The organism is Methylobacterium sp. 10 (genome assembly GCF_000519085.1).
In the GTDB taxonomy this organism is placed as follows: domain Bacteria; phylum Pseudomonadota; class Alphaproteobacteria; order Rhizobiales; family Beijerinckiaceae; genus Methylobacterium.
Window position 1 is genome coordinate 3,461,336 of record NZ_KI912577.1, and the last position, 19,420, is coordinate 3,480,755.

Genomic DNA, 19,420 nt, shown 5'->3' on the forward strand with positions numbered 1-19,420 from the left:
TTAACGTAGTGGCGACGCTGCGATCATTGCCCATGAAGCAGAGCCTTAGCAAGTAACGGAATATATACTATGAATATTTAAATATGAAAATAATAACGATCTAATTACCGATCATACGCCACCGTTAAGGGGGATGATTCTATGCCTAACTTTGCCATTCATGAAAACGCAGACATGATGCAGTATGTAAGCGGAGCACCTTTTTCGGATCGAAAGCCGCATGCTTGGTCTCGACAGCTCATCTGAAGGAATGGACGCTGTGAGGGTCCCCCGGATTTTGGTCCGGTCGAAAGGTGAGCCTCCGGGTCTCATTCGGCGGCCTGCTGGGCCGCCGCCAAGGCGAATTCCTGGGGCGTCAGCCACCCCAGGGCTGTGTGAGGACGGCTCTCGTTGTACTGCCGCCGCCACGGCTCGATCTTGCTCCTCGCGTCGGCCAACGCCAAGAACCAGTTCGCGTTCAGGCGCTCGTCGCGCAGACGGCCGTTGAACGACTCGACCAGCGCGTTGTCGGTCGGCTTGCCCGGTCGGGAGAAGTCCAGCGTGACGCCGTTCTCGTAGGCCCAGCGGTCGAGCGCCTTCGAGACGAACTCGCTACGCGGTCCTTCGGTTCAGGCCCGTTATCGACCTGTATCGCGCGCGGCGCTCCGCGCAGCAGTGCAAAGCGGGCGACGACAGCCACGACCTGCTCGCCATTGATGCCTTGGTCGACCTCGATCGCCAGAGCCTCGCGCGTGAAGGTGTCGACGATCGTCGGGGCCCGCGGCCGGCGGCCGTCGAACAGCGCGTCGGAGACGAAGTCCATCGACCAGCGCTCGTTTGGCCGGAGCGCAGCAGGCTGGCGCTCCCGGTGGGCCCCGCTGACGTGCCGGCGCGGCCGCTTGAGCCGCAGGCTGAGACCCTCGTCCCTGTAGAGGCGGTGGCCCCTCTTATAGTTCACTCGCCAACCTTCCCGGGGCGCAGGATGTAGATCCGGTAGTAGCCGTAGCGCACCCGGCTCTTGGCCAGATCACAGATGCGCATCCGCAGCGGTGCCTGATCGGGCTTGGTCGAGCGGTAGCGGATGTTCGACCGGCCGACGCCGAGCGCGACGCAGCCGCGCCGCTCACTCACCCCGTGCGCCTCCTGAACCTGATGCACGAGTTCGCGTTGCCGATTGCCGGCCGGGAACTTTATAAGTATCTCATAGCTCAACGCAATTGTTTATAATATGATACACAGTTAGCCGGCCGCAAGTTAATTTACAATACATACAACAATACTTATCAATGAGACAGTTGAGGAACGCATCCAATTTATAGCTGCGTACGCCCCCGCCCGAAATTGAATTTAGCATTTAATTGTACTAATTCTAATATTCGCAACATCACGGCTCTGCGTGGATTACCTCTTGTGTGTGCAACGGAATTTTGCAATCCGATCCTTTACGCGCATCTGTTCCAGGATGCTTCAACTCGGCACTCGAAATGCTCCGCGTTTCCCGAACGCAGTCCGAACAGGAGTCCCGGCTAGGCATACTTTATCGCACCCATCGCGAGGCACTTTTGCGGTTTCTCGGTCGGAAGGTGGGCGTTCACGAAGCCTCCGATCTCGCGCACGAGACGTTTCTTCGGGTGGCCCACGTCGCCCTGGACGATCCCCCGCTGCAGAACGAACGCGCATTCTTGTTCAAGGTCGCGGCGAACTTGGCGATCGATCATCGGCGAGCCGAGGCACGTCGGGCACGCCTGCTCACCGCGGAGGACATTGCCGCCCATCTTTCGGTGCCGGATGACGCACCGGGACCGGACCGGGATGCCAAGGCACGTGCCGATCTCCGCTGTCTGACGCAGGCGCTGTCCGAGTTGCCGCCTCGCCGGGCGACCGCATTCCGCCTCAGCCGGATCGAGGGCATGAGCCATGCGGCCATAGCCACGCATCTCGGTGTTTCACTGCGCACGGTCGAATCGGAGGTTCGGATGGCACTGGACCATTGCGCCGAGCGTCTACGGATCGATCACCATGGACGCTGATTGCGGGGCAGCACCGGCGGAGGCGTCTTCCAACGTATCGGCCCGCAACCGGGGGGCTGTGTTGCAGGGCCATGCCGATGCCGAGCGAAGGCTCCGAGCATCCGGTCTGAGAAGTTGTCCACGCCGTCGTCCCGGGAGAGTGGCCCTTGCACGCAGCAGTCTCGAAATGCTCTTGCGGCGTGTCCACGAGGAAAAGGCGCGAAGGCTATGATCGCCGGGGATCACGATCGCGAAGATGGGTCCGGCGACCTAGCGACCGTCGAACACGAGGCTCGTGCCTGGATCGTCAGATTGACGTCCGGGACGGCAACGCACGCAGATGCCGAGGCCCTCACCGCGTGGCGCGCGCGGCCCGAGCACGATGCCGCCTTCCTTGCCGCGTCGAAGCTGTGGCGCCAAGCCGGTATCGCGCTCCCGGAGCAGGTCGCCCCCGCCCTTGTCCGTGTGGCACCGCGTGACATCTCCCGCCGCCGGGTTCTCCGGAGTGCGGGTCTGGGTATTGCCTCGGCCTCCATCGCCGCGAGCGGAGCTGCCTTCCTTGTGAACTGGCCCGAACTGAGCGCGGATTTCCGAACCGGCACTGGAGAGGTGCGGACGATTGATCTGCCGGGAGGGGTGCGGATCGAGCTCGATGCCGAAACCGCCCTCGATGCCCGAACGGCCGAAGCCGGCACCCTCGTCCTGCATGCGGGGGGCGTCGCCGTCACGGTCCCAGCCGATGCGCGTCCGATCCTCCTGACGGTCGGTCCGGCGCATGTGGCTACGCGCCCCGGGATGGCCACGGAGTTCGTCGTTCGATGCCGTCCGGCCGAGGGGCTCACCGGTTGGACAGGCGGGACGGATGCCGAGCTCTCCTGCCTCTCAGGCTCCGTCAAGGTGGTCGCGGAGCCGGGCGCACCGCCGATGGTGCTGGCCGCCGGCCAGGGGGTCGATACGAAGCGCGGGGCACGGGGCGTTCATTCCATCGACACGGCGTCGACAGCGGCGTGGCGGCGCGGCCTTCTCGTCTTCCGCGACACCCCGTTGTCTCAGGTCGTCGACGATCTCAACCGCTATCGCCCCGGTCGGATCGTGCTGGGCAGTTCGGCAATTTCCGCCCGGCGGGTGACGGGCATCTTCCACCTGTCCCGTCCGGAGGAGGCTCTCACGGGCATCCGCACCGCCCTCGCCCTCTCCGAATTCAGGCTCAGCGATCGGCTCGTCATCCTGCGCTGACCCGTCACGGACTTTTCTTGCGGGGTGACAGGCTCCGCAGCGTCTCAGGAATCAGACGGGCGATCACGACCCGTTGCACAGCGGTGGCAAACCGCCTTGAGACGATGGGGCTGATGACGGTGCGGCGTAGCAGACAAGACCGGGGACGGGACCAGTACCGGATGGCCATTGGATTGAGCGGTCTCGCGACATTGGTCGCCGCCATGCCGGCTCCAGCGTCGGCGGCGGTCGAGCATGCCGGCCCGGCCGCAGCGATGGGTCGACCACACCTCGTCCAGGCATCGGCGCTCATGCCGGTCCAGGACGGGGCGATCGACTTCGCTCTTCCCGCCATACCCCTCGACGAAGCGCTCGCAGCCTATGGCGCGGCCAGCGGCGTTCAGCTGATCTATGACAGCAGCGCCACCCGACATCTGCGCTCGGTCGCGGTCGTCGGACGCTACGACCGTGCGGAAGGGTTGCGGCGGCTCCTGGCCGGCACGGGATTGACACCCCAGTTCACCGCTGAGCGCTCCGCCACCCTCCTGCGCGTGGTGGCACAGGCCGATATCGTCGCCCCGGATCAGGCCGGGGCCGTCGCCCTCGACGTGCTGGAGGTGACGGGCGAGAACGCCATCGGTCCCGTCCACGGCTATGTCGCCCGCCGCAGCGCCACCGCGACTAAGACCGGAACGCCTATCCTCGAGACCCCTCAGGCCATCAACGTGGTCGGGCGTAAGGAGATCGAGGACCGTCAGGCCCAGAGCGTCAGTCAGGCCCTGCTCTACACGCCCGGCGTGATGAACCAGTACGGTACGGATGTGCGCTATGATTGGCTATATGTCCGCGGCTTCGTGCCGGGCCGCTACCTCGATGGATTGCGGCTACCCTTCGGAGCCCGAGGCTACTCGCAACCGCGGGTCGAATCCTATGGTCTCGAGCGTGTCGAGTTGCTGAAGGGGCCGTCATCGGGACTGTATGGTCAGAATTCCCCAGGGGGCCTGCTCAACCTCGTGAGCAAGCGCCCGACGGCGACGCCGCTGCGTGAAATCCAACTCCAGACCGGCAGTTTCGGGCGTGCGCAGGCCGCCTTCGACCTGTCTGGGCCGATCGATCCGGATGGCAAGATCCTCTATCGGCTGACCGGTCTGGCCCGCACCACGGGGACGCAGCTCGATTATCTGGAGGAAGACCGCGTCTTCATCGCGCCGAGCCTCACCCTGAGGCCGGATACCGATACGTCCCTGACGATCCTGTCGCAGTATCTCAACATCGACTCGCCCGGAGGCGGAGCGCCGCAGGGCCTGCCCGCCCTCGGCACCCTCTACGCGAACCCGAAGGGCCGCATCCCTACGAACCGCTTTATCGGAGAACCGAATTACGACCGGTTCAAGCTGCAGCAGGGCTTCATTGGATACGCGTTCGAGCATCGCTTCAACGACGTCTGGACCGTCCGGCAGAATCTGCGTTACTCGCATGTCGACGCCAATACCCAGCGTGTGCAGGCGATCGGCCTCGGCGCCGATAACAGCACGCTCTCCCGCTACGCCTGGGCCTTCCCGGAGCGGTCGGACCTGTTCAACATCGACAACCAGGCCGAAGCCCGCTTCTCCACCGGTCCCTTCGCGCATACGCTTCTCCTCGGCGCGGACTACCTGCGCGAGGACGCCCGGTACGATGAGTCCCAGCTCCGGATCGTGCCATCTGTCGACGTGTTCGCCCCGGTCTATGCCGGCACGGTCACGCGTCCCCCGCTCGGTACGCGGATCACCCAGGGACGAAACCAGACCGGACTCTACGCGCAGGACGAGATCCGCTTCGGCGGCTTCCGCCTGACCGTCAGCGGGCGTCAGGACTGGGCCGACGCGGTGACCCGCACGACGAATGCTGCGACCGGCGCGCTCACACGAGTGAAACAGGATGACGCCGCCTTCACGGGCCGCGTCGGACTGAGCTATCTGCTGGATGGCGGATTGGCCCCTTACATCAGCTACGCGACCTCGTTCCAACCCACGGCCGGGACGGATCGAGCCGGTCAGCCCTTCGCACCGACGGAGGGTGAGCAGATCGAAGGCGGCATCAAGTTTCAGCCGCCCGGCACGAACCTCCTCATGACGGGAACGGTGTTCGATCTGACGCAGAAGAACGTTCTGACACCGGACCAGTCGGATTTCCGGTTCAATACGCAGACCGGTGAGGCCCGCGTCCGCGGCGTGGAACTGGAGGTCAAGGCCAGCCTGACCGAGAGCCTCGACCTGATCGCCTCCTACGCCACCATGAACAGCGAGATCACCAAGGCGAATGCGAATGCGGCCGGGGCAAGCATCATCGGGAACGAACTCCCCTTCGTGCCCCAGCACCAGGCATCGGCTTGGCTCGACTACACGTTCCGAACGGGCGATTGGGCTGGGCTCGGCCTCGGGGCGGGCGTGCGCTACATCGGCGCGTCGGTCGGGGACAACGCCAACCTCTATCATATCCCGGTCGTTACCTTGGTCGACGCGGCCATTCGGTATGATTTCGGTTACCGCTATCCAGCGCTCAAAGGCGTGGATCTCGCCGTCAATGCGACGAACTTGTTCGATAAGACCTACGTATCGACCTGCATCGCTGCGACCGGCTGCTTCTACGGCAATCGTCAAACTGTGCTGGCGACGTTGCGCTACCGTTGGTGAATAGCTGAAGACAACTTCTTTCCACGCCTCCGGCTCTCTCGACCGGGTAAACCGACCGACAACGCCTATATCGAGTCGTTCAACGGTCGCCTCCGAGCGGAATGCTTGAACGCCTCGTGGTTCCTGTCGCTGGCGGATGCTCGCGAGCGCATTGCGGAATGGAGGTGCCACTACAAGGAAGATCGACCCCACACGGCCCTGGGCGGCTTAACGCCCCGAGGCTTCGCCAACCAGGCTGTCAAAGCTCGAGAACTTGCATAGGCCGTGGATCACAAAGCGAGTCAACTTCAAACCGACGATGCACTAACTTCGAACCTGGGCCACCAAATGGTGGCAGGTCACAACTGCGCAAGCGCTGACGTCAGGCCTACCGGACGGCAGCAGCGGCGTCGGCCAATGCGCCTCATCCCGCGCGGTCGCAGCACATGCGGAGCATCAAGTCCCTGTAGATGGCCTGCGCCTCCTCGATCCGGTCGACAAGGCAGTACTCGTCCGTCTTATGACACTGCGCCGCCTCGCCGGGCCCTACGATCACCGTGGCGACTCCGTCGAATGCCGGCACGAGAGCCGATGCATCGGTGAAGTAGGGTGCCCCAGCTGGTTCCACCGACGCCCCGGTCCGCTCGCGCAGCAGCGACAGGAGCAGGGTGGCGGACGGATTTTCCGGCTCGGTAGCGAATCCAGGGAAGCTCGTAACAACCCGGATATCAGCCTCCGGTCCGAACAGGCGGCGGAGTTCGGCGATCAGCGCTTCGTGCTTCTGCTCCGGCAGGGTCCGGATATCCACGGTGAACTCGGCGAAGTCAGGGACGGAGTTGATGTTTTCTCCGCCGCGGATGGTGGTGACGGAGGCGGTGACGCTGCCGAGCAGTGGGTGGCGGGCGCCGAAGTCGTGGTCCTCAAGCCTCTGGATCCACTCCGCAGCCTTGCTGATAGCGTTTTCGCCCTCGTGCGGCATTGAGGAATGCGCCGTCCTCCCGCGCGCGGTTACGATGACGCGGAGAGAGCCCTTATGGGCGAATATGGGGGCATTAGACGTCGGCTCGGCCACGATCAGGAGTTCGGCCGGCCCGAGGACTTTCTCGCGGCCGACATGGAATGCGCCTTCACATCCCGTTTCTTCTCCGGCGGTGATCACGAGCGTGACACCGCGGTGGAAGCTAAGCCCGTCCCCGATCAGGTTGCATGCAGCCGCGATGAACGCGGCTACGCCGGCCTTCATGTCGCTGGAACCGCGGCCGTACAGCCGGCCATCTTGCACGACCCCTTCGAAGGGTGGAAATTGCCACTCGTTCGACCCAAGTGGCACGACGTCGATGTGTCCAGTGAAGCAGAGCGGCTTGCCACCGGCCGTCCCAGGAATGCGCGCGACCAGTGTTGGTCGGTCCTTGGCAAATTCGTAGCTAGCGACGTCGAACCCGTGTTCGGTCAGCAGCCGGGCAATGAACTCGGAACATTCCTTCTCTTCGCCCGGAGGATTGATCGATCGGAACCGGATGAGCTGCTTCGAGAGTTCGAGACCGTTCAGGGGCATTGGTGCTTCCACGTGAAATTTCGCGTCGTTGTCGGCCGCAAGTTCCAGGTATCCATGTTAGACGATGAAGATCCTGCGTCTTCATCAAGACTGGCCGCTATCGGGAAGGACCCAAGGCTGGTGGGACGACCGGCAAGGGACGGCAAGGAACGATGGCAGTACGTCCGCTTCCGAGTGATCAATTGGTGAAGCGGATCTTGTTGATCGGCTGAAGCTGACCCATTCCGGGCATTGGGAATGTCCGCTTGTGGGCGGCCAGCCCGCGGCTATGGACCTTCGGCGGGGTTGACTGGGGGTGTTGTGCTCCACCGCGGTTTGTCGCCCTTTTGGCGCATTACGAGGCGTTTGCTCGAGTGTCCTTTTTAGACCGTTGCCGTTTCTGCTCGTCAGGGACTCTAGCGATCCGCTCGCATTGGGCGAACAGCTTTTGCGCGTAACGCCGCCTGGGGCCGGGGTTCTGTCGTACCCGCCCGCGCCGCGTCGCGATCATTGGGACGGACAAACGCCGCGAGAAGCTCCGGCGCGCTCCTGCCGCCACCCCAATGCGATGGCGGCAGGACCCGAAGCTCTTCAAGATGGCGGGCCTTCTTGCCAGTTGCATCCTCGACGGTGGCCGTCAGTCCCACGCAGTCCGACACTTCGAAACGTGCTGTATGCAAAACCCTAGAGCGGTGTCCGACCGATTTGAATCGTCTGGGGTTTCGAGAGCGGCGCAGATGTGATTCGATGCCTGGCTTTCCAGGAGGAGAGCCGAATGCCCTCAGCCGTGTCAGCCGATCTGCGTGAACGCGTCGTGGCAGCGATCGAGGCAGGAGCCTCGCGCCGGGAAGCCGCCAGACGGTTCGAGGTCAGTCCCGCCAGCGCCGTGCGCTGGCACGAAGCCTTCGTTCGGGAAGGACGCACACGGGCCAAGCGGATGGGCGGCGATCAGCGCTCGCACGCCATCGAGGCCCAGGCCGCCCTGATCCGGCAGACCTATGAGGCCAAGCCTGAACTGTTCCTGCATGAGATGCGCGCCCGCCTGGCCGACAACGGGCTGCGGGTCGGGGTGAGCAGCCTATCCCGCTTCTTCAAGCGCCACGGCATCACGCGTAAAAAAACACCGGGCACGCCGCCGAGCAGGATCGGGAAGACGTGAAGGCGGCCCGCCTGGCCTGGTTCGAGGGCCAGCCTGAGCTTGATCCAGACAAGCTCGTGTTCCTCGACGAGACCGCGACCAACACGAAGATGACGCGTCGCTACGGGTGGGCTCCACGGGGCGAACGCTGCCGGGTGGCCGTGCCGTTCGGGCACTGGAAGACCATCACGGTTACGGCGGGCCTGCGGGCCAGCGGCTTGACGGCGACCGCGCTCTTCGACGGACCGATGACCGGCGCTCGCTTCCGCAGCTATGTCGAGGAGACCCTGATCCCGACCTTGAAGCCCGGTGACACGGTCGTGCTCGACAACCTGCCCGCCCACAAGGTCAGCGGCATCCGAGAGCGCATCCAGGCAGCCGGAGCCCAGCTTCTTTACCTGCCCGCCTACTCCCCCGACTTCAACCCGATCGAACTGGCCTTTGCCAAGCTCAAGGCGGCGCTGCGTGCCGAGGCCGCCCGCACGATCGCGGACCTCTGCGACACCATCAAACAGGCTTTCAAGCGCTTCACACCGAATGAATGCCGCAACTACCTCGTGGCCGCAGGATACGATGCTTTTGACCCTACTTGATCGGATGTAGCCCTAGTTCGCATACATCGGCACAGGTTCTATGCGCTTTGGCGTAGCGAGCACGCCGCTGCCAACCCATGCTTGTTCTTGTTTCGTTCACAATGTAAAACTGCGGGGTCAGCGCTCTGCACGGTCCAACTCACCCCGAAAGGAGCTCGGGACAGGGGGCGGCGGTCGTATCGTCTGGGTTGTCAGCGTCCTTGCGCCAAGCCAGTCTCGGCCGCAGTGAACGACACCTGAGGTCGTTGCATTCGCCGCTGGGAGGGCAGGTGACAAACACCATTATCCGCGTCGCGATCCACGACCTGACCAAAACCCAGGGGGCCTTCGTCGTTAAGCACGGAAAAAGCGATCTGAAAGTTACTCAGACGATGCAACGCGTGATCGACGACCTCACCGCTCTCTACGCCAAGCGGACCTCGAAATCTTACGGGAAATTCGCGGTCGATGAAGATCGATTTCCGACCGAGAAGCACCTCCGCGCCTACCTCAACGTCCAGCCCAGTGACTTCACGACGCTGACGCACAAGATGATGGAAACGCTGAAAGCCCAGGCGGGCTACAAGGGCGCTGCCACGGGCGGCCACGTCTTCTTCGCTCACTTCGCGCGCGAAGAACGGCAGTACCTCCTCATCGCGATCGTCAACGAGAAGCTCGGCGCGTCGATGACGAGCGACCTCGATGTCCAGGATGTCCGCCATCTCGACATGGACGGTTTTCGGTTCGCGGGCCGCATCAACATGACCGGCTGGGCCAACGGCGAGGAGCGCTACATCGGCTTCTTGAAGGGCAAGCGGGAGGTCTCCGAGTACTTCAAGGAATTCCTCGGCTGTGACACCACGGTCCAGAACCGCCGCGACACGGCCGAGCTCGTCCAGGCGCTGATGGCATTCGCCACCGATGAAGGCATGGACACCCCGAGCAAGGACGATTTCCTCGCCCGAGCGAAAACCATCTGCGAGCGTTCGGCCAAGGCTCAGGAGGAACTCAGCTTTGAGGCGCTGGCCAACGAACTGAGCCCGCAGGATCCCGAGAGGCTGATGACCGTTCTGGCCGATCCCGATCTGCGCCTCAACGACGGCTTCGTGCCTGATCGCCGCGCCCTCGGACCGCTGATCAAATTCAAGGGCAAGACCCCGACCTGGAGCATCGAGTTCAACCGCGACGCGATCACCCGCGGAAATGTGCGGTTCAACGCTGAGGACAACACCCTCACGTTGACCGGCCTGCCCGAGGATCTCACAGCGCAGCTGCGCGCTGAGTACAGCCAAGATGGCTAGAATCACATTCGACCAGCTGGCCCTGCTGTATCGTCATATCGCCTTCGATCAGAACGGCGATCAGGGAAGGCTGTCGATTGCGACCCCAGAAGTCCTGGAGGTCATCCAACTCATCGAAGATGACCAGGATGTCGCTGTTGACGCAGACATCGCGGTGCTCGTCGACGACGCGCTTCAAGTCGGTCAGATCGTATCAGTCCGCGTCGGCCCACCCCGGACTGCGCTCGGCTCCCTCGTTCGCGACTTCGACGGGTTGCTCGATACCCCGGAAGCGCGGGTCAAAGAACCGCGCGCCTACTTCGTCATCGACGGCGGTATCACACCGGACATCGATCCCTGTCCCGAGCGCTTAGCGACCTATCGCAAGGTCCTCGAGTTCACGAAGCTCGTCGGCGAAGCAGCTGCCTATGTCGATCAATCCAAAAGAGAATTGATCTTCATCAAGGATGGCAAGTTCAGCGTTCCGCTGGCGTATAAGGCCGCCGACTTGGACCGTGTGAGCGTCTCCGACGCCGACGCCATTCTCAGCGCGTGCGCCGACGAGATTCACCGAGACCAGAAGCTCGCGATCCTCGCCGAAGCCGTCATCGGGATCTGCGCGTCTCAGCCGGTCGCAGTCCGGTTTCGCCACCTCATCGCAAACCTCGGTTCGGTGAACGAAGAAGTTCGCAACGGCTACCAGCTGTTCGCGTCCAGCTTCTCTTACTCAAAGATCCGCAACGAGATCGAAGCCGCACGCATCGATTATCTCAACAAGATCCATAAAACGATTATCGATATCCAGACGCAGTTGCTCGGTATCCCTGTCGCGACGGTCATCGTCGCCTCGCAGCTGAAAGTCACATTCGCCTGCGGCGTCGAGTTCTGGACCAACTTCGCCGTCGTCGTGGGAGCGTGGATCTTCGTCGCGCTCTTGGCGATCGCCATCGGAAACCAATGGGCGACGCTGGCGTCCATATCCGACGATATCGCGCGCCAAAAAACCAAGTTTCAGCAGGACTTTGCGGCGCTCAGCGATCAGTTCGATACGATTTTCGTCACCCTCGCCGGTCGGATCAAATGGCAGCGAAGGTTTCTGGGGTTTGTTGGCGTGCTCGCAGTCGTCGGGGCAGCGGTGGCCACGTTCGTCGCGTATCGAGTGACCAACGTCCCGTACATGAGCTGTTGGTCGGGTGAGGTCTCGGCGTCGGCACCAACACCGATCCCGCCGGCTGAGACGCCTGTCGCACCGGCTCCGACGCCTCCGTCGCCTGTCTCGCCAACCAACACACCGACGAACGCGTCGCCGCCTAAGCCAAGCCCGCCACCCGATCCGGCTCCGCCAACGCCCGCCAAGCCGAAAATGGCTCCCACGCCACAGGCCCACCCGCAGCCGTAAGTGGTTTGCGCTGTCAGAAGCGCCAGGGGAGGAGAGGACACTCCGTGTCTCCGCAGTTCGGCTGATAGCTCGGTAGAACTGATCGCATAGGAGCGGCCCGCTCCAGGGGCCGACACGGCGACGGTCATCCGACACTGAATGTCCGCTACCGGGCGGTCAGCTGATGTCCGTTCATGGCGCATTGCCGCCGTAGCACGATGGCGGCGAGCGTCCATCTGATAGGACTGCATGGATAGTCGGCGAAGCGTAGCAATTGCTCTTTCACTTTGAGTTGCCGCCGCAAGCATCGGGATGTTCGCTCCAAACCATTGGCGCGCTCATGAGTGCGGGGATGCCGGACCCTTCCGGCAATGTACCAGCGATCGCCGCCTGTATGACGGATGGAGCCAGAAAGGCGAGGTTGAGGGTCATGCGCAGTGAGCGCTCGCTGCAACCTTCCGCTACGGCGATGGCATGGGTGTCGGCTACACGGCCGCTGACAAGATCATTGAGCCAGAAGCGAGCCTTGGCGATCCCGTCGACGAGGCGTGCCCGGGTCTCGACCCGCATCGGCCGCGGTGGGATTGCCTGCTCATCGCCCTTAACGCAGATGACCTCGCTCCGACGACGGTTCGGTCGGGCTGACCACGGCACACGGAGTAGCGACCACTCAACCGATCCTGCTTCGCTCACCCTTTGGTCGTGCTCTGTCCCATCCGGCTCTCGGCTTTGTCCCGGCACTGTCCGGTCCGGCATCCGCAACCGGCATCGAGGCGATGGAGCTGCCTACGTCAGGCTCGAAGCCAAGACTTTCCCGACCAGCGGTCGTGAGACGCAGCCCGATCGAACCGCGCTCGTCGCTGTGCCAGTGTGGTTCGTCGTCGTTCACGACGACCTCGACCGACAGCACGGTATTGAGGAGCTTGGCGAACAGCGCCTTGGCGGCTCTGGTGTTCAGCCCTGCGGGCCGGGCGATTAGCTGGTCGTGTGACTCGGCGGCTGTCTTCAGCAGCGCCTGGTGCGTCTCGTCAATCATGAAGGTGGACCTTGCGATGGTTCAGCAGCGGGTCTGCTGCCACCAGCGCAACCCCGCGGATCGCGAGGGATCGGCAGGGGGGTCGAGGGCGCACCGCGTCGACGGCCTTACGAACGCGGACAGTTCCGTTCCATTCGCAGCTCAAATCCAGTCCGAAGTGGCAGTAATCGCTCACACACCAGTGCACGGCCGCCAGCGAACCACGGCTCCGCTGGCCTGCGAACCAGTCTCCAGCCAAGCCGCCTACAATGCTGCGGAAGCTGCACTGGCGACCGGCGAGAAACAGGCCGAAATCGCCCAGAATCAGGCCCTCAGCACCGCCCCGGAGAAGGGACCGCCAAACAGCAACTCTTCGCTAAGTTCTTGAGATTGCCCACGTCTCCCACGAAATGCGAATTCCCGTCGTTCGCTGGGAGTGAGTGGTGGGCCCGGCAGGACTCGAATTTCTACCAGACAACCACATTTAATTCAGGTACTTAGCCGTTCGTCGGCAGATCGATGTTATGCACTTCTGTCTACGCGCACAAGCCACTTTAAATCCACAACTCTCGCGTGCAGTCGGCGCCATTCTGCCTTTCATTTCAATTGGACACCTCGAAATCCCCCCTTCAATGCGGGTCGGTATCGTGATTCCCTGATGCTGTCGGTGTTTGGGAGGCTCAGATGGCTCAGCCCGGGTTCTTCGATGGCGAACTCCTGGATCTGGCTCTTCTCATCGACCGAAAGCACGACGGCATTGGGGGGCAGGACGACGTAGAGCCAGACGGCGTCACGCAACTTGGCAGCGAAGACCAACCTGCTGGAGAGCTTAAATTGCGGGACCCGATGGGGCTGCAGATCGCCTGGCCTGCCCCTGAAAAGTGGCTCTTCGCCAAGTTTGGTGGATCAGGCTGCGAGGAGGAACCGTCGTCGGAGGAGATCGAGATTGGCGCGGCCGTACATGGCGCGCTTCAAGAGCTTGAGACGCGTGATCTACCCCTCGGCCTGCCCACTGCTCCAAGGCAATGTCAGCGCGGACCGAACGGCGTCTCCGTCTTGACCGATGCTGGCGGCAAAGCTCTCCACGATGCGGACACCGCAGGTTTCCGCTTCACAGAGCCATACATCGAACGCCATGACATCCGATTTTCCCAACGGTTGCGGGCCACAACGGCTCCGGACAATCTGGGAGAATCGCCGGCCGTGATCCACGACCGCGGCTGCCTCGGGATCGAGGTCTTCTGGCTCCCGCAGGAGATACCAGGATAGCTGCTTGGATGAAGCCAGGGGTGATGCGGTCGAGGTCGCAACACGGATGAGCGAGCCGGAAAAGGCAGCAGGGTGATGTTGTCTGGGACAAGCAGCTTCTTCGTGGTGTGCCAGCCGGCCCGATCGAGCAGGAGCACGGCATGGGAGCCGGGCGCCACGGTCGCGGAGATATCTTTGAGGTAGCGGGCCACTGGGAGGAGACGTGCAGGAACCCGTGGGCGGCGGACTCGCACATTGGGGCGACGTTGGTACGCGCTGTCCGAAACATTTCGTTTAGCGAAGAAACGCTTACCCGTCAAATTGCACGGTCTATAATAAAACCAGACTCAATCCGAGATGTAAATATTAGCGTTTTCCATAATTCTATCATCTCGGGGTGATATGCCAAATTTCTGTCTATACTTTACAGAAAAGTAGGATTGCGTAGAAAATCCACATATGAAAGCAATCTGTCCGATATTTAGCGTATTCGATTTTCCAACTGCCCGGATAAGCTCTCGCGCCTCCCGGAGCCTGATATTCGTCAATTCTTCAATAAAAGTTTCACCAAAGCGCTGCATGGTTTTATAGATCAAGCGCTCTGAAACGCCGAAGAATCTTGCTGCGTCAGATATTGAAATCTTGGGATTCCTAGAATTTCGAATTAAAAAAACTTTTATGCTTTCGTGTAATGTTCGGCCCATCGAGTCGGGTATCGTTTCCCCGCAATAACTTTTATTTGCGGTATCTACCATAAGAGTTACGAGATCGATGCATGCCTCCTGTACGCGAAAAGAATTATGCAAATTATTTTTCCCTGTAAGATGTAGACATAGTTGACTTATTGCAGGGACGAGTGTCACTTCGCCGAAGTCGTGACGCGAACAAAATCGTTCAATCCAGCTAATTCTGTTTCTCAAATTATCGGCGGATATTTTTAAAGTTACATTTTCCGCGCGATCACTGACATCCACCTGATAGCCTTCGGCGGAATTTAGGAGTACGACACTTCCTGTATCGACTAGACCGGAGTTTCTTCTCTGCTGAAATTTAAAATTTCCGCGTGTTGGAAGAATGAAAACGTAGTCCTCGGACTCATCGTTTGACGCGGCCGCCCGCCGGCGATTCACTCTTTGAGCCGTCGCGCCGAAATGCGAGATGCATAGATCTGGAAGTCGGGTTTCATGCAAAAACCCCTCGACCTCCTTTGAGCGGTCGACCTCGATGTCGAGGCGGTAATAGACCTCGGACATGTATTTCTGCCAAGCGTCGGCAGGCGCGCCGTCGGAAAGGCTGTGCGTGGTGAAACTGCGTTGTATATCGTTCATCGGCCTAACCTTACGCGCATCGCCGGGCGGTACGCCCGTCGGCACGAGCACGTTTTATGCCATGACCATCCCATTCGAGCTACTTTCCCGAATCTAGCCTTGGTTACTTTGCCTGTCGTGCAGTGATTTTGAATTGATAAGAGCACTCACCAAATCAAACGCAGAGATTTTAGGGGGCCTTACAGCACGCGTGCAACGACCCATTTTCGGCCGGATGCCTCGACCGAGGCGCAGCTCATTATAATACTGATCGAGCGGCCGGCACTGAAGCATCATCGGGGCCGTGCATTGTCAGAAAAAATGTTGTGCGGTTCCGGGAAAGACGTCTTCGCAAACGCGCCCTAGCGTCAGATTTGAGCCGGACGGCAAGTCCGACGCTCTCTGAACGATCAGGGGCCCAAAGATGACGACAGATCTAACCCGTCGTATCCTTCTGCAGACGCTGTCGGCGGGGACGGCCTCGGTGGCGATGCCATTCATAGGGCAGGCGCGGGCGGCCACCACGGGTCCGATCCTGATCGGTGTACCGACAGCGCAGACGGCACAGACCGGCGTTGCCGATCACCAAGACTACCTTAACGGCACCACGTTGGCCCTGGAAGAGATCAATGCGGCCGGCGGAATTCTGGGCCGCCCCCTCAAGGCGGTCGTCGTCGATATCGACCCACTGTCGCCCGAGAGCGGCCAGATCGCGATCAATAAGCTCATCGATGCCAAGGTTCACGCGATCTCTTGCGCCTTCTCGTTGACGCCGGTGCCCGCCGCCGACGCGTCCGCGAAGTATCGTGCGCCGTTCCTGTGGGGGGCCACCCAGCGCAACCTGACCGAACTCGTCGCCAAGAATCCAAAAAAATACAGTCACCTTTTCCAGACCGACCCGTCCGAAGTGCACTATGGCTATACATTCCCTATGTTCCTCAAGGCGATGAAGGAACAGGGGACTTGGAAGCCGTTGAACAATGGCGTCCACATCATCCAAGAGCAGATCGCTTATTGTCAGACGATCTCGAAATCCCTCCAGGAAGTTCTGCCGAAGAGCGAATTCCAACTCGCCCATGTCACTGACATCCAGTACCCGGTCCAAGATTGGGGGCCTGTGATCCAGGAGATCAAGCAGGTCGGTGCCGGAGCGGTCATGGTCGATCATTGGGTCGCGGCCGAATACGCAGCCTTCGTCAAGCAGTATCAGTCAGACCCCCTGAAGGGAGCGCTGATCTATCTCCAATACGGCCCATCTCAGCCCGAATTCCTCGAACTCGCCGGAGCGGCGGCGAATGGGTTCGTCTGGAGTTCGGTGCTGGGCGTCTATGCCGACAAGAAGGGTCAGGAATTCCGAGCCAAATATAGGAAGCGTTTCCCTGGCGTCATGGGCATGTGCTATACCGGTAACGGTTACGATGTCGCCTATTACTTGAAGGCCGCCTGGGAGGCGATCGGGGATCCGAGCAAGTTCGATGCGGTGAACGACTGGGTCCGCACCCATGCGTTCCGCGGCGTCAACGGGATGATGGATCTCAACAACCGCTATCAGGAGGCGGCTCACTACCCCGACAACGGCCACGACGTGACGGCGACGGATATCGAGAAGGGCATGGCCCAGCTCTATTATCAAGTTCAGAATGCCGAGCACAAGATCATCTATCCGGACGTCCTGAGCGAAGGTAAGCTCCAGACAGCGCCGTGGTGGTGAGGCCATGCCAGGCTCTCAGTCATCCCATGCCTCACTCTTCTCCGCCCGGGACATCACCCTCGATCTGGGGGGGCGCTCGATCCTCAGAGGAATCTCCCTCGACGTCGCCGAGGGAGAGGTGCTCGGCATCATCGGTCCAAACGGTGCCGGAAAGACCAGCTTGTTCGAAGTGCTCTCGGGACGGGTGTCGCCGAAATCCGGCGTCATCCGCTTCAAGGACCACGACGTAACGCGCCTGGCCTTGCAGCAACGGGCGCGCCTGGGGATCGGGCGCACCTTCCAGACACCCGTGGTCCCAGAAGGCTTGACGGTGGCCGAGGTCTTCAAGGCCGCGCGGCAAGCCTACAAGCCGTACCTCACCCCGGACGATTCGGAGTGGGGGTCGGAGCTGGTGACGTTCCGGGTTCCCGGCAATGTCCTGGCCGAGCGCCTCGACACCCTGCATCGGCGCAAGCTCCTGCTCGCCTGTCTCCTCATGCGGCGGCCCTCCATGCTGCTGATGGACGAGCCGGCGGCCGGCCTCATCAATTCCGAGATCGACGAACTCGACGAAATCATGCGGGTGCTCGCCAAGGAATTGAACATCGCCATCATCCTCATCGAGCACCGGATCGAACTTCTCGAGACGACGGCCGACCGGGTGATGGTGATGGATGCGGGCGAAGTCATCGCCACGGGCGATCTCGCGTCCATTCTGCACGATCCCAAAGTCAACGCAGCCTACTTCGATATGGCGGAAGACGAGCCCGAGGAGGCGTCGCGATGACAGTGCAATCCGAGCGCCGCGAGGTCTTGCATGTCGACGGCCTGTCCGCCGGCTGGGGGCCGATGCGGGTGATCCACGACCTCGACCTCAACGTCTATGCCGGCGAACGGGTCGGACTGGTCGGCTTGAATGGGCACGGCAAGTCGACACTCTTCCTCGCCATCGCCGGCTTGTCCGGTTGGCAGCGCGGCTCGATCCTCCTCGACGGCCACGAGGTCGGCCGGACGCGAAGCCAGGGACCCGGCCGCTACACCCACCTCGTCGTGCGGCACGGCCTCGCCCTGATGCCGCAGGGCGACGAGATCTTCAATGGCCTGACCGTCGAGGAGCACCTCGACAGCGGAGCCTTCACGCCAAGGGCCTGGAAGGAACGGGGCGAGCGCAAGAAGCGCATCCTCAAGATCTTTCCGCCCCTGGAAGCGCTGATGAAGACCCCCGTCGGGCGGCTTTCGGGCGGCGAGCGGCGGATGGTGTCGCTCGGCCGTGGACTGATGGCCGATGCCAGCCTCTTCCTCGTGGACGAACCCTCCCTCGGGCTCGCCCCGAAGATCGGGAAGTCGGTCATCGCCGCGCTCATGGCGGTCGAGCTCGGTGGATCGGCGATGGTGATCGCCGAGCAGAACGTCGGCCTCCTCGAAGGCCGTGTCGATCGGATGATCGGCATGCATGCCGGCAAACTCAAGGGCGAGGCCTCCGTCGCATCGCCGCTTTCCTCGAAAGGCCTTGGCGCATGAACTGGAGTTTTGTGATCGCCAACGCGATCACGCTCGCCTGCATCTACGGAACGCTCGCGATCGGCATCTCGCTGACGTGGTCGAGCCTCGGCCTCATCAACATGGCCTATGGCTTCATCTTCGCCCTGTCCGGCTACGGCGCCTGGCTCGCGAGCCAGCATATCGGCCCCTACACCCCGGTCGTCATGATGGCGGGAATCCTGACCGGGGTCCTCGGGGGCGTCTTCGTCAACGCGTTGGCGTTCATCCCCATCCACGACAAGCCAAACTATCAGTTGCGCGGCCTCATCGCCACGCTCGCGATCAGCCTCGTCGGCAATCAGGTGCTGCTGTGGAGTTTCGGGCCGCGCGCCAAGTCCCTACCGCAGCTCTTCGGGGCGGGAAGCGTCAACATCCTGGGCGTCGTGATGACGGCCGACAAGATCGGTGCCTCGATCTCGGCGGTCGTGCTCCTGACGCTCGTCCTGATGTGGATGCGGTCGAGCCGGCGCGGGCTGGAGATCCGCGCGATGATGATGAATCCGCACGCCGCTTCCATCGTCGGCATCGGCGTGCGGCAGACGAGCTTCTCGGTGATGGCTCTCACCGGCGGCCTTGCCGGTCTGGCCTCCGTCCTTCTGGCCCAGACCTACTACGTCGCCCCTTTCAGCGGCATCACGCCGATGGTGAAAGGGCTCAGCATCGCTCTGATGGGGGGCCTCGGTAGCGTCCCGGGCGCGGTCATCGGCGCGGTCATCCTCGGCACCAACGAGGCCTTCACTTCGACGCTACTGGGCGGCCAGTACGTCCTCATCACCCAGTTCCTGCTCATCATCCTGATCCTGCTGATCCGCCCCCGGGGCATCGCCGGCATCCTCGACAAGGCACGGGAGGCCTGAAC

At 61.9% G+C, this 19,420-nt stretch carries 14 protein-coding genes and 5 pseudogenes; 11 read left to right on the top strand and 8 right to left on the bottom strand.

Annotated features, from left to right (window positions below):
• Positions 1–308: 308 nt before the first annotated feature.
• Positions 309–1,164 (bottom strand): annotated as a pseudogene (locus K368_RS24810) (IS3 family transposase); the annotation flags it as partial.
• A 227-nt stretch (positions 1,165–1,391) separates the two neighbouring features.
• Here K368_RS24810 and K368_RS0116210 point away from each other — a divergent pair.
• The 4 genes and pseudogenes from K368_RS0116210 to K368_RS26120 form a co-directional block, all read left to right on the top strand.
• The gene (locus K368_RS0116210) at positions 1,392–2,009 is read left to right on the top strand and encodes an RNA polymerase sigma factor (RefSeq protein ID WP_245259594.1); all 618 of its coding nucleotides are present in this window, start codon (positions 1,392–1,394) and stop codon (positions 2,007–2,009) included.
• A gap of 207 nt (positions 2,010–2,216) precedes the next feature.
• On the top strand, positions 2,217–3,224 hold the full coding sequence (locus K368_RS0116215) for a DUF4880 domain-containing protein (RefSeq protein WP_027173246.1): 1,008 nt from the start codon (positions 2,217–2,219) through the stop codon (positions 3,222–3,224).
• 83 nt (positions 3,225–3,307) lie between these two features.
• Positions 3,308–5,878: a TonB-dependent siderophore receptor gene (locus K368_RS0116220; protein ID WP_245259596.1), complete on the top strand. Its 2,571-nt coding sequence runs from the start codon at positions 3,308–3,310 to the stop codon at positions 5,876–5,878.
• Positions 5,879–5,914: 36 nt separating this feature from the next.
• Positions 5,915–6,139 (top strand): annotated as a pseudogene (locus K368_RS26120) (transposase); the annotation flags it as partial.
• A gap of 142 nt (positions 6,140–6,281) precedes the next feature.
• On the opposite strand, the gene K368_RS0116225 reads toward K368_RS26120, so the two are convergent.
• A complete protein-coding gene (locus K368_RS0116225) occupies positions 6,282–7,412 on the bottom strand; it encodes a M20 family metallopeptidase (RefSeq protein WP_027173248.1) in 1,131 nt (376 codons plus the stop codon).
• Between the two features lie 754 nt (positions 7,413–8,166).
• Between K368_RS0116225 and K368_RS26125 the strand changes: the two genes are divergently transcribed.
• The 3 genes from K368_RS26125 to K368_RS27605 all read left to right on the top strand — a co-directional run bounded on the left by K368_RS26125 (position 8,167) and on the right by K368_RS27605 (position 11,780).
• A protein-coding gene (locus K368_RS26125; protein ID WP_155935185.1) for an IS630 family transposase occupies positions 8,167–9,122 on the top strand; the annotation gives its coding sequence in 2 pieces (ribosomal slippage) (positions 8,167–8,506 and positions 8,506–9,122; 957 coding nt in all).
• Between the two features lie 200 nt (positions 9,123–9,322).
• Positions 9,323–10,402, top strand: coding sequence for a nucleoid-associated protein (locus K368_RS0116240; protein ID WP_210164106.1), 1,080 nt, complete (start codon positions 9,323–9,325; stop codon positions 10,400–10,402).
• Positions 10,395–11,780, top strand: a complete 1,386-nt coding sequence (locus tag K368_RS27605; RefSeq protein ID WP_051439899.1) for a hypothetical protein — start codon at positions 10,395–10,397, stop codon at positions 11,778–11,780. The genes K368_RS0116240 and K368_RS27605 overlap by 8 nt, the downstream gene beginning before the upstream one ends.
• Before the next feature lie 261 nt (positions 11,781–12,041).
• Here K368_RS27605 and K368_RS0116250 read toward each other — a convergent pair whose 3' ends face one another.
• The 6 genes and pseudogenes from K368_RS0116250 to K368_RS26130 all read right to left on the bottom strand — a co-directional run bounded on the left by K368_RS0116250 (position 12,042) and on the right by K368_RS26130 (position 15,350).
• Positions 12,042–12,329 carry a hypothetical protein gene (locus K368_RS0116250; protein WP_027173252.1) on the bottom strand — a complete coding sequence of 96 codons (288 nt, stop codon included), beginning with the start codon at positions 12,327–12,329 and terminating at the stop codon, positions 12,042–12,044.
• A gap of 100 nt (positions 12,330–12,429) precedes the next feature.
• Complete coding sequence (locus tag K368_RS24825; RefSeq protein WP_051439900.1) at positions 12,430–12,795, bottom strand: hypothetical protein; 366 nt, start codon at positions 12,793–12,795, stop codon at positions 12,430–12,432.
• A gap of 696 nt (positions 12,796–13,491) precedes the next feature.
• Positions 13,492–13,632, bottom strand: a pseudogene (locus K368_RS27415) (IS630 family transposase); the annotation flags it as partial.
• A gap of 48 nt (positions 13,633–13,680) precedes the next feature.
• A pseudogene (locus tag K368_RS27420) lies at positions 13,681–14,064 on the bottom strand (transposase); the annotation flags it as partial.
• Between the two features lie 26 nt (positions 14,065–14,090).
• Positions 14,091–14,225, bottom strand: a pseudogene (locus tag K368_RS27425) (IS630 family transposase); the annotation flags it as partial.
• Positions 14,226–14,369: 144 nt separating this feature from the next.
• Complete coding sequence (locus K368_RS26130) at positions 14,370–15,350, bottom strand: AraC family transcriptional regulator (protein ID WP_081739596.1); 981 nt, start codon at positions 15,348–15,350, stop codon at positions 14,370–14,372.
• Positions 15,351–15,753: 403 nt separating this feature from the next.
• Here K368_RS26130 and K368_RS0116265 point away from each other — a divergent pair, with 403 nt between their 5' ends.
• From K368_RS0116265 to K368_RS0116280, 4 genes are read left to right on the top strand one after another with little or no spacing between them, the layout of a single operon-like run.
• Complete coding sequence (locus K368_RS0116265; protein ID WP_027173254.1) at positions 15,754–17,040, top strand: ABC transporter substrate-binding protein; 1,287 nt, start codon at positions 15,754–15,756, stop codon at positions 17,038–17,040.
• Positions 17,041–17,044: 4 nt separating this feature from the next.
• Positions 17,045–17,806, top strand: a complete 762-nt coding sequence (locus tag K368_RS24830; protein WP_036266405.1) for an ATP-binding cassette domain-containing protein — start codon at positions 17,045–17,047, stop codon at positions 17,804–17,806.
• Positions 17,803–18,540 (top strand): ATP-binding cassette domain-containing protein, encoded by a 738-nt coding sequence (locus K368_RS0116275; RefSeq protein ID WP_027173255.1) that lies wholly within the window; start codon positions 17,803–17,805, stop codon positions 18,538–18,540. Before K368_RS24830 ends, K368_RS0116275 begins: the two co-directional genes overlap by 4 nt.
• On the top strand, positions 18,537–19,418 hold the full coding sequence (locus tag K368_RS0116280) for a branched-chain amino acid ABC transporter permease (RefSeq protein WP_027173256.1): 882 nt from the start codon (positions 18,537–18,539) through the stop codon (positions 19,416–19,418). Before K368_RS0116275 ends, K368_RS0116280 begins: the two co-directional genes overlap by 4 nt.
• Positions 19,419–19,420 lie beyond the last annotated feature (2 nt).

Coding starts and splice junctions, on each gene's coding strand:
- K368_RS0116215 (WP_027173246.1), top strand. CDS start 2,217: ATGATCGCCGGGGATCACGATCGCGAAGATGGGTCCGGCGACCTAGCG.
- K368_RS0116225 (WP_027173248.1), bottom strand. CDS start 7,412: ATGCCCCTGAACGGTCTCGAACTCTCGAAGCAGCTCATCCGGTTCCGA.
- K368_RS27605 (WP_051439899.1), top strand. CDS start 10,395: ATGGCTAGAATCACATTCGACCAGCTGGCCCTGCTGTATCGTCATATC.
- K368_RS0116250 (WP_027173252.1), bottom strand. CDS start 12,329: ATGCGGGTCGAGACCCGGGCACGCCTCGTCGACGGGATCGCCAAGGCT.
- K368_RS24825 (WP_051439900.1), bottom strand. CDS start 12,795: ATGATTGACGAGACGCACCAGGCGCTGCTGAAGACAGCCGCCGAGTCA.
- K368_RS26130 (WP_081739596.1), bottom strand. CDS start 15,350: ATGAACGATATACAACGCAGTTTCACCACGCACAGCCTTTCCGACGGC.
- K368_RS0116265 (WP_027173254.1), top strand. CDS start 15,754: ATGACGACAGATCTAACCCGTCGTATCCTTCTGCAGACGCTGTCGGCG.
- K368_RS24830 (WP_036266405.1), top strand. CDS start 17,045: ATGCCAGGCTCTCAGTCATCCCATGCCTCACTCTTCTCCGCCCGGGAC.
- K368_RS0116275 (WP_027173255.1), top strand. CDS start 17,803: ATGACAGTGCAATCCGAGCGCCGCGAGGTCTTGCATGTCGACGGCCTG.
- K368_RS0116280 (WP_027173256.1), top strand. CDS start 18,537: ATGAACTGGAGTTTTGTGATCGCCAACGCGATCACGCTCGCCTGCATC.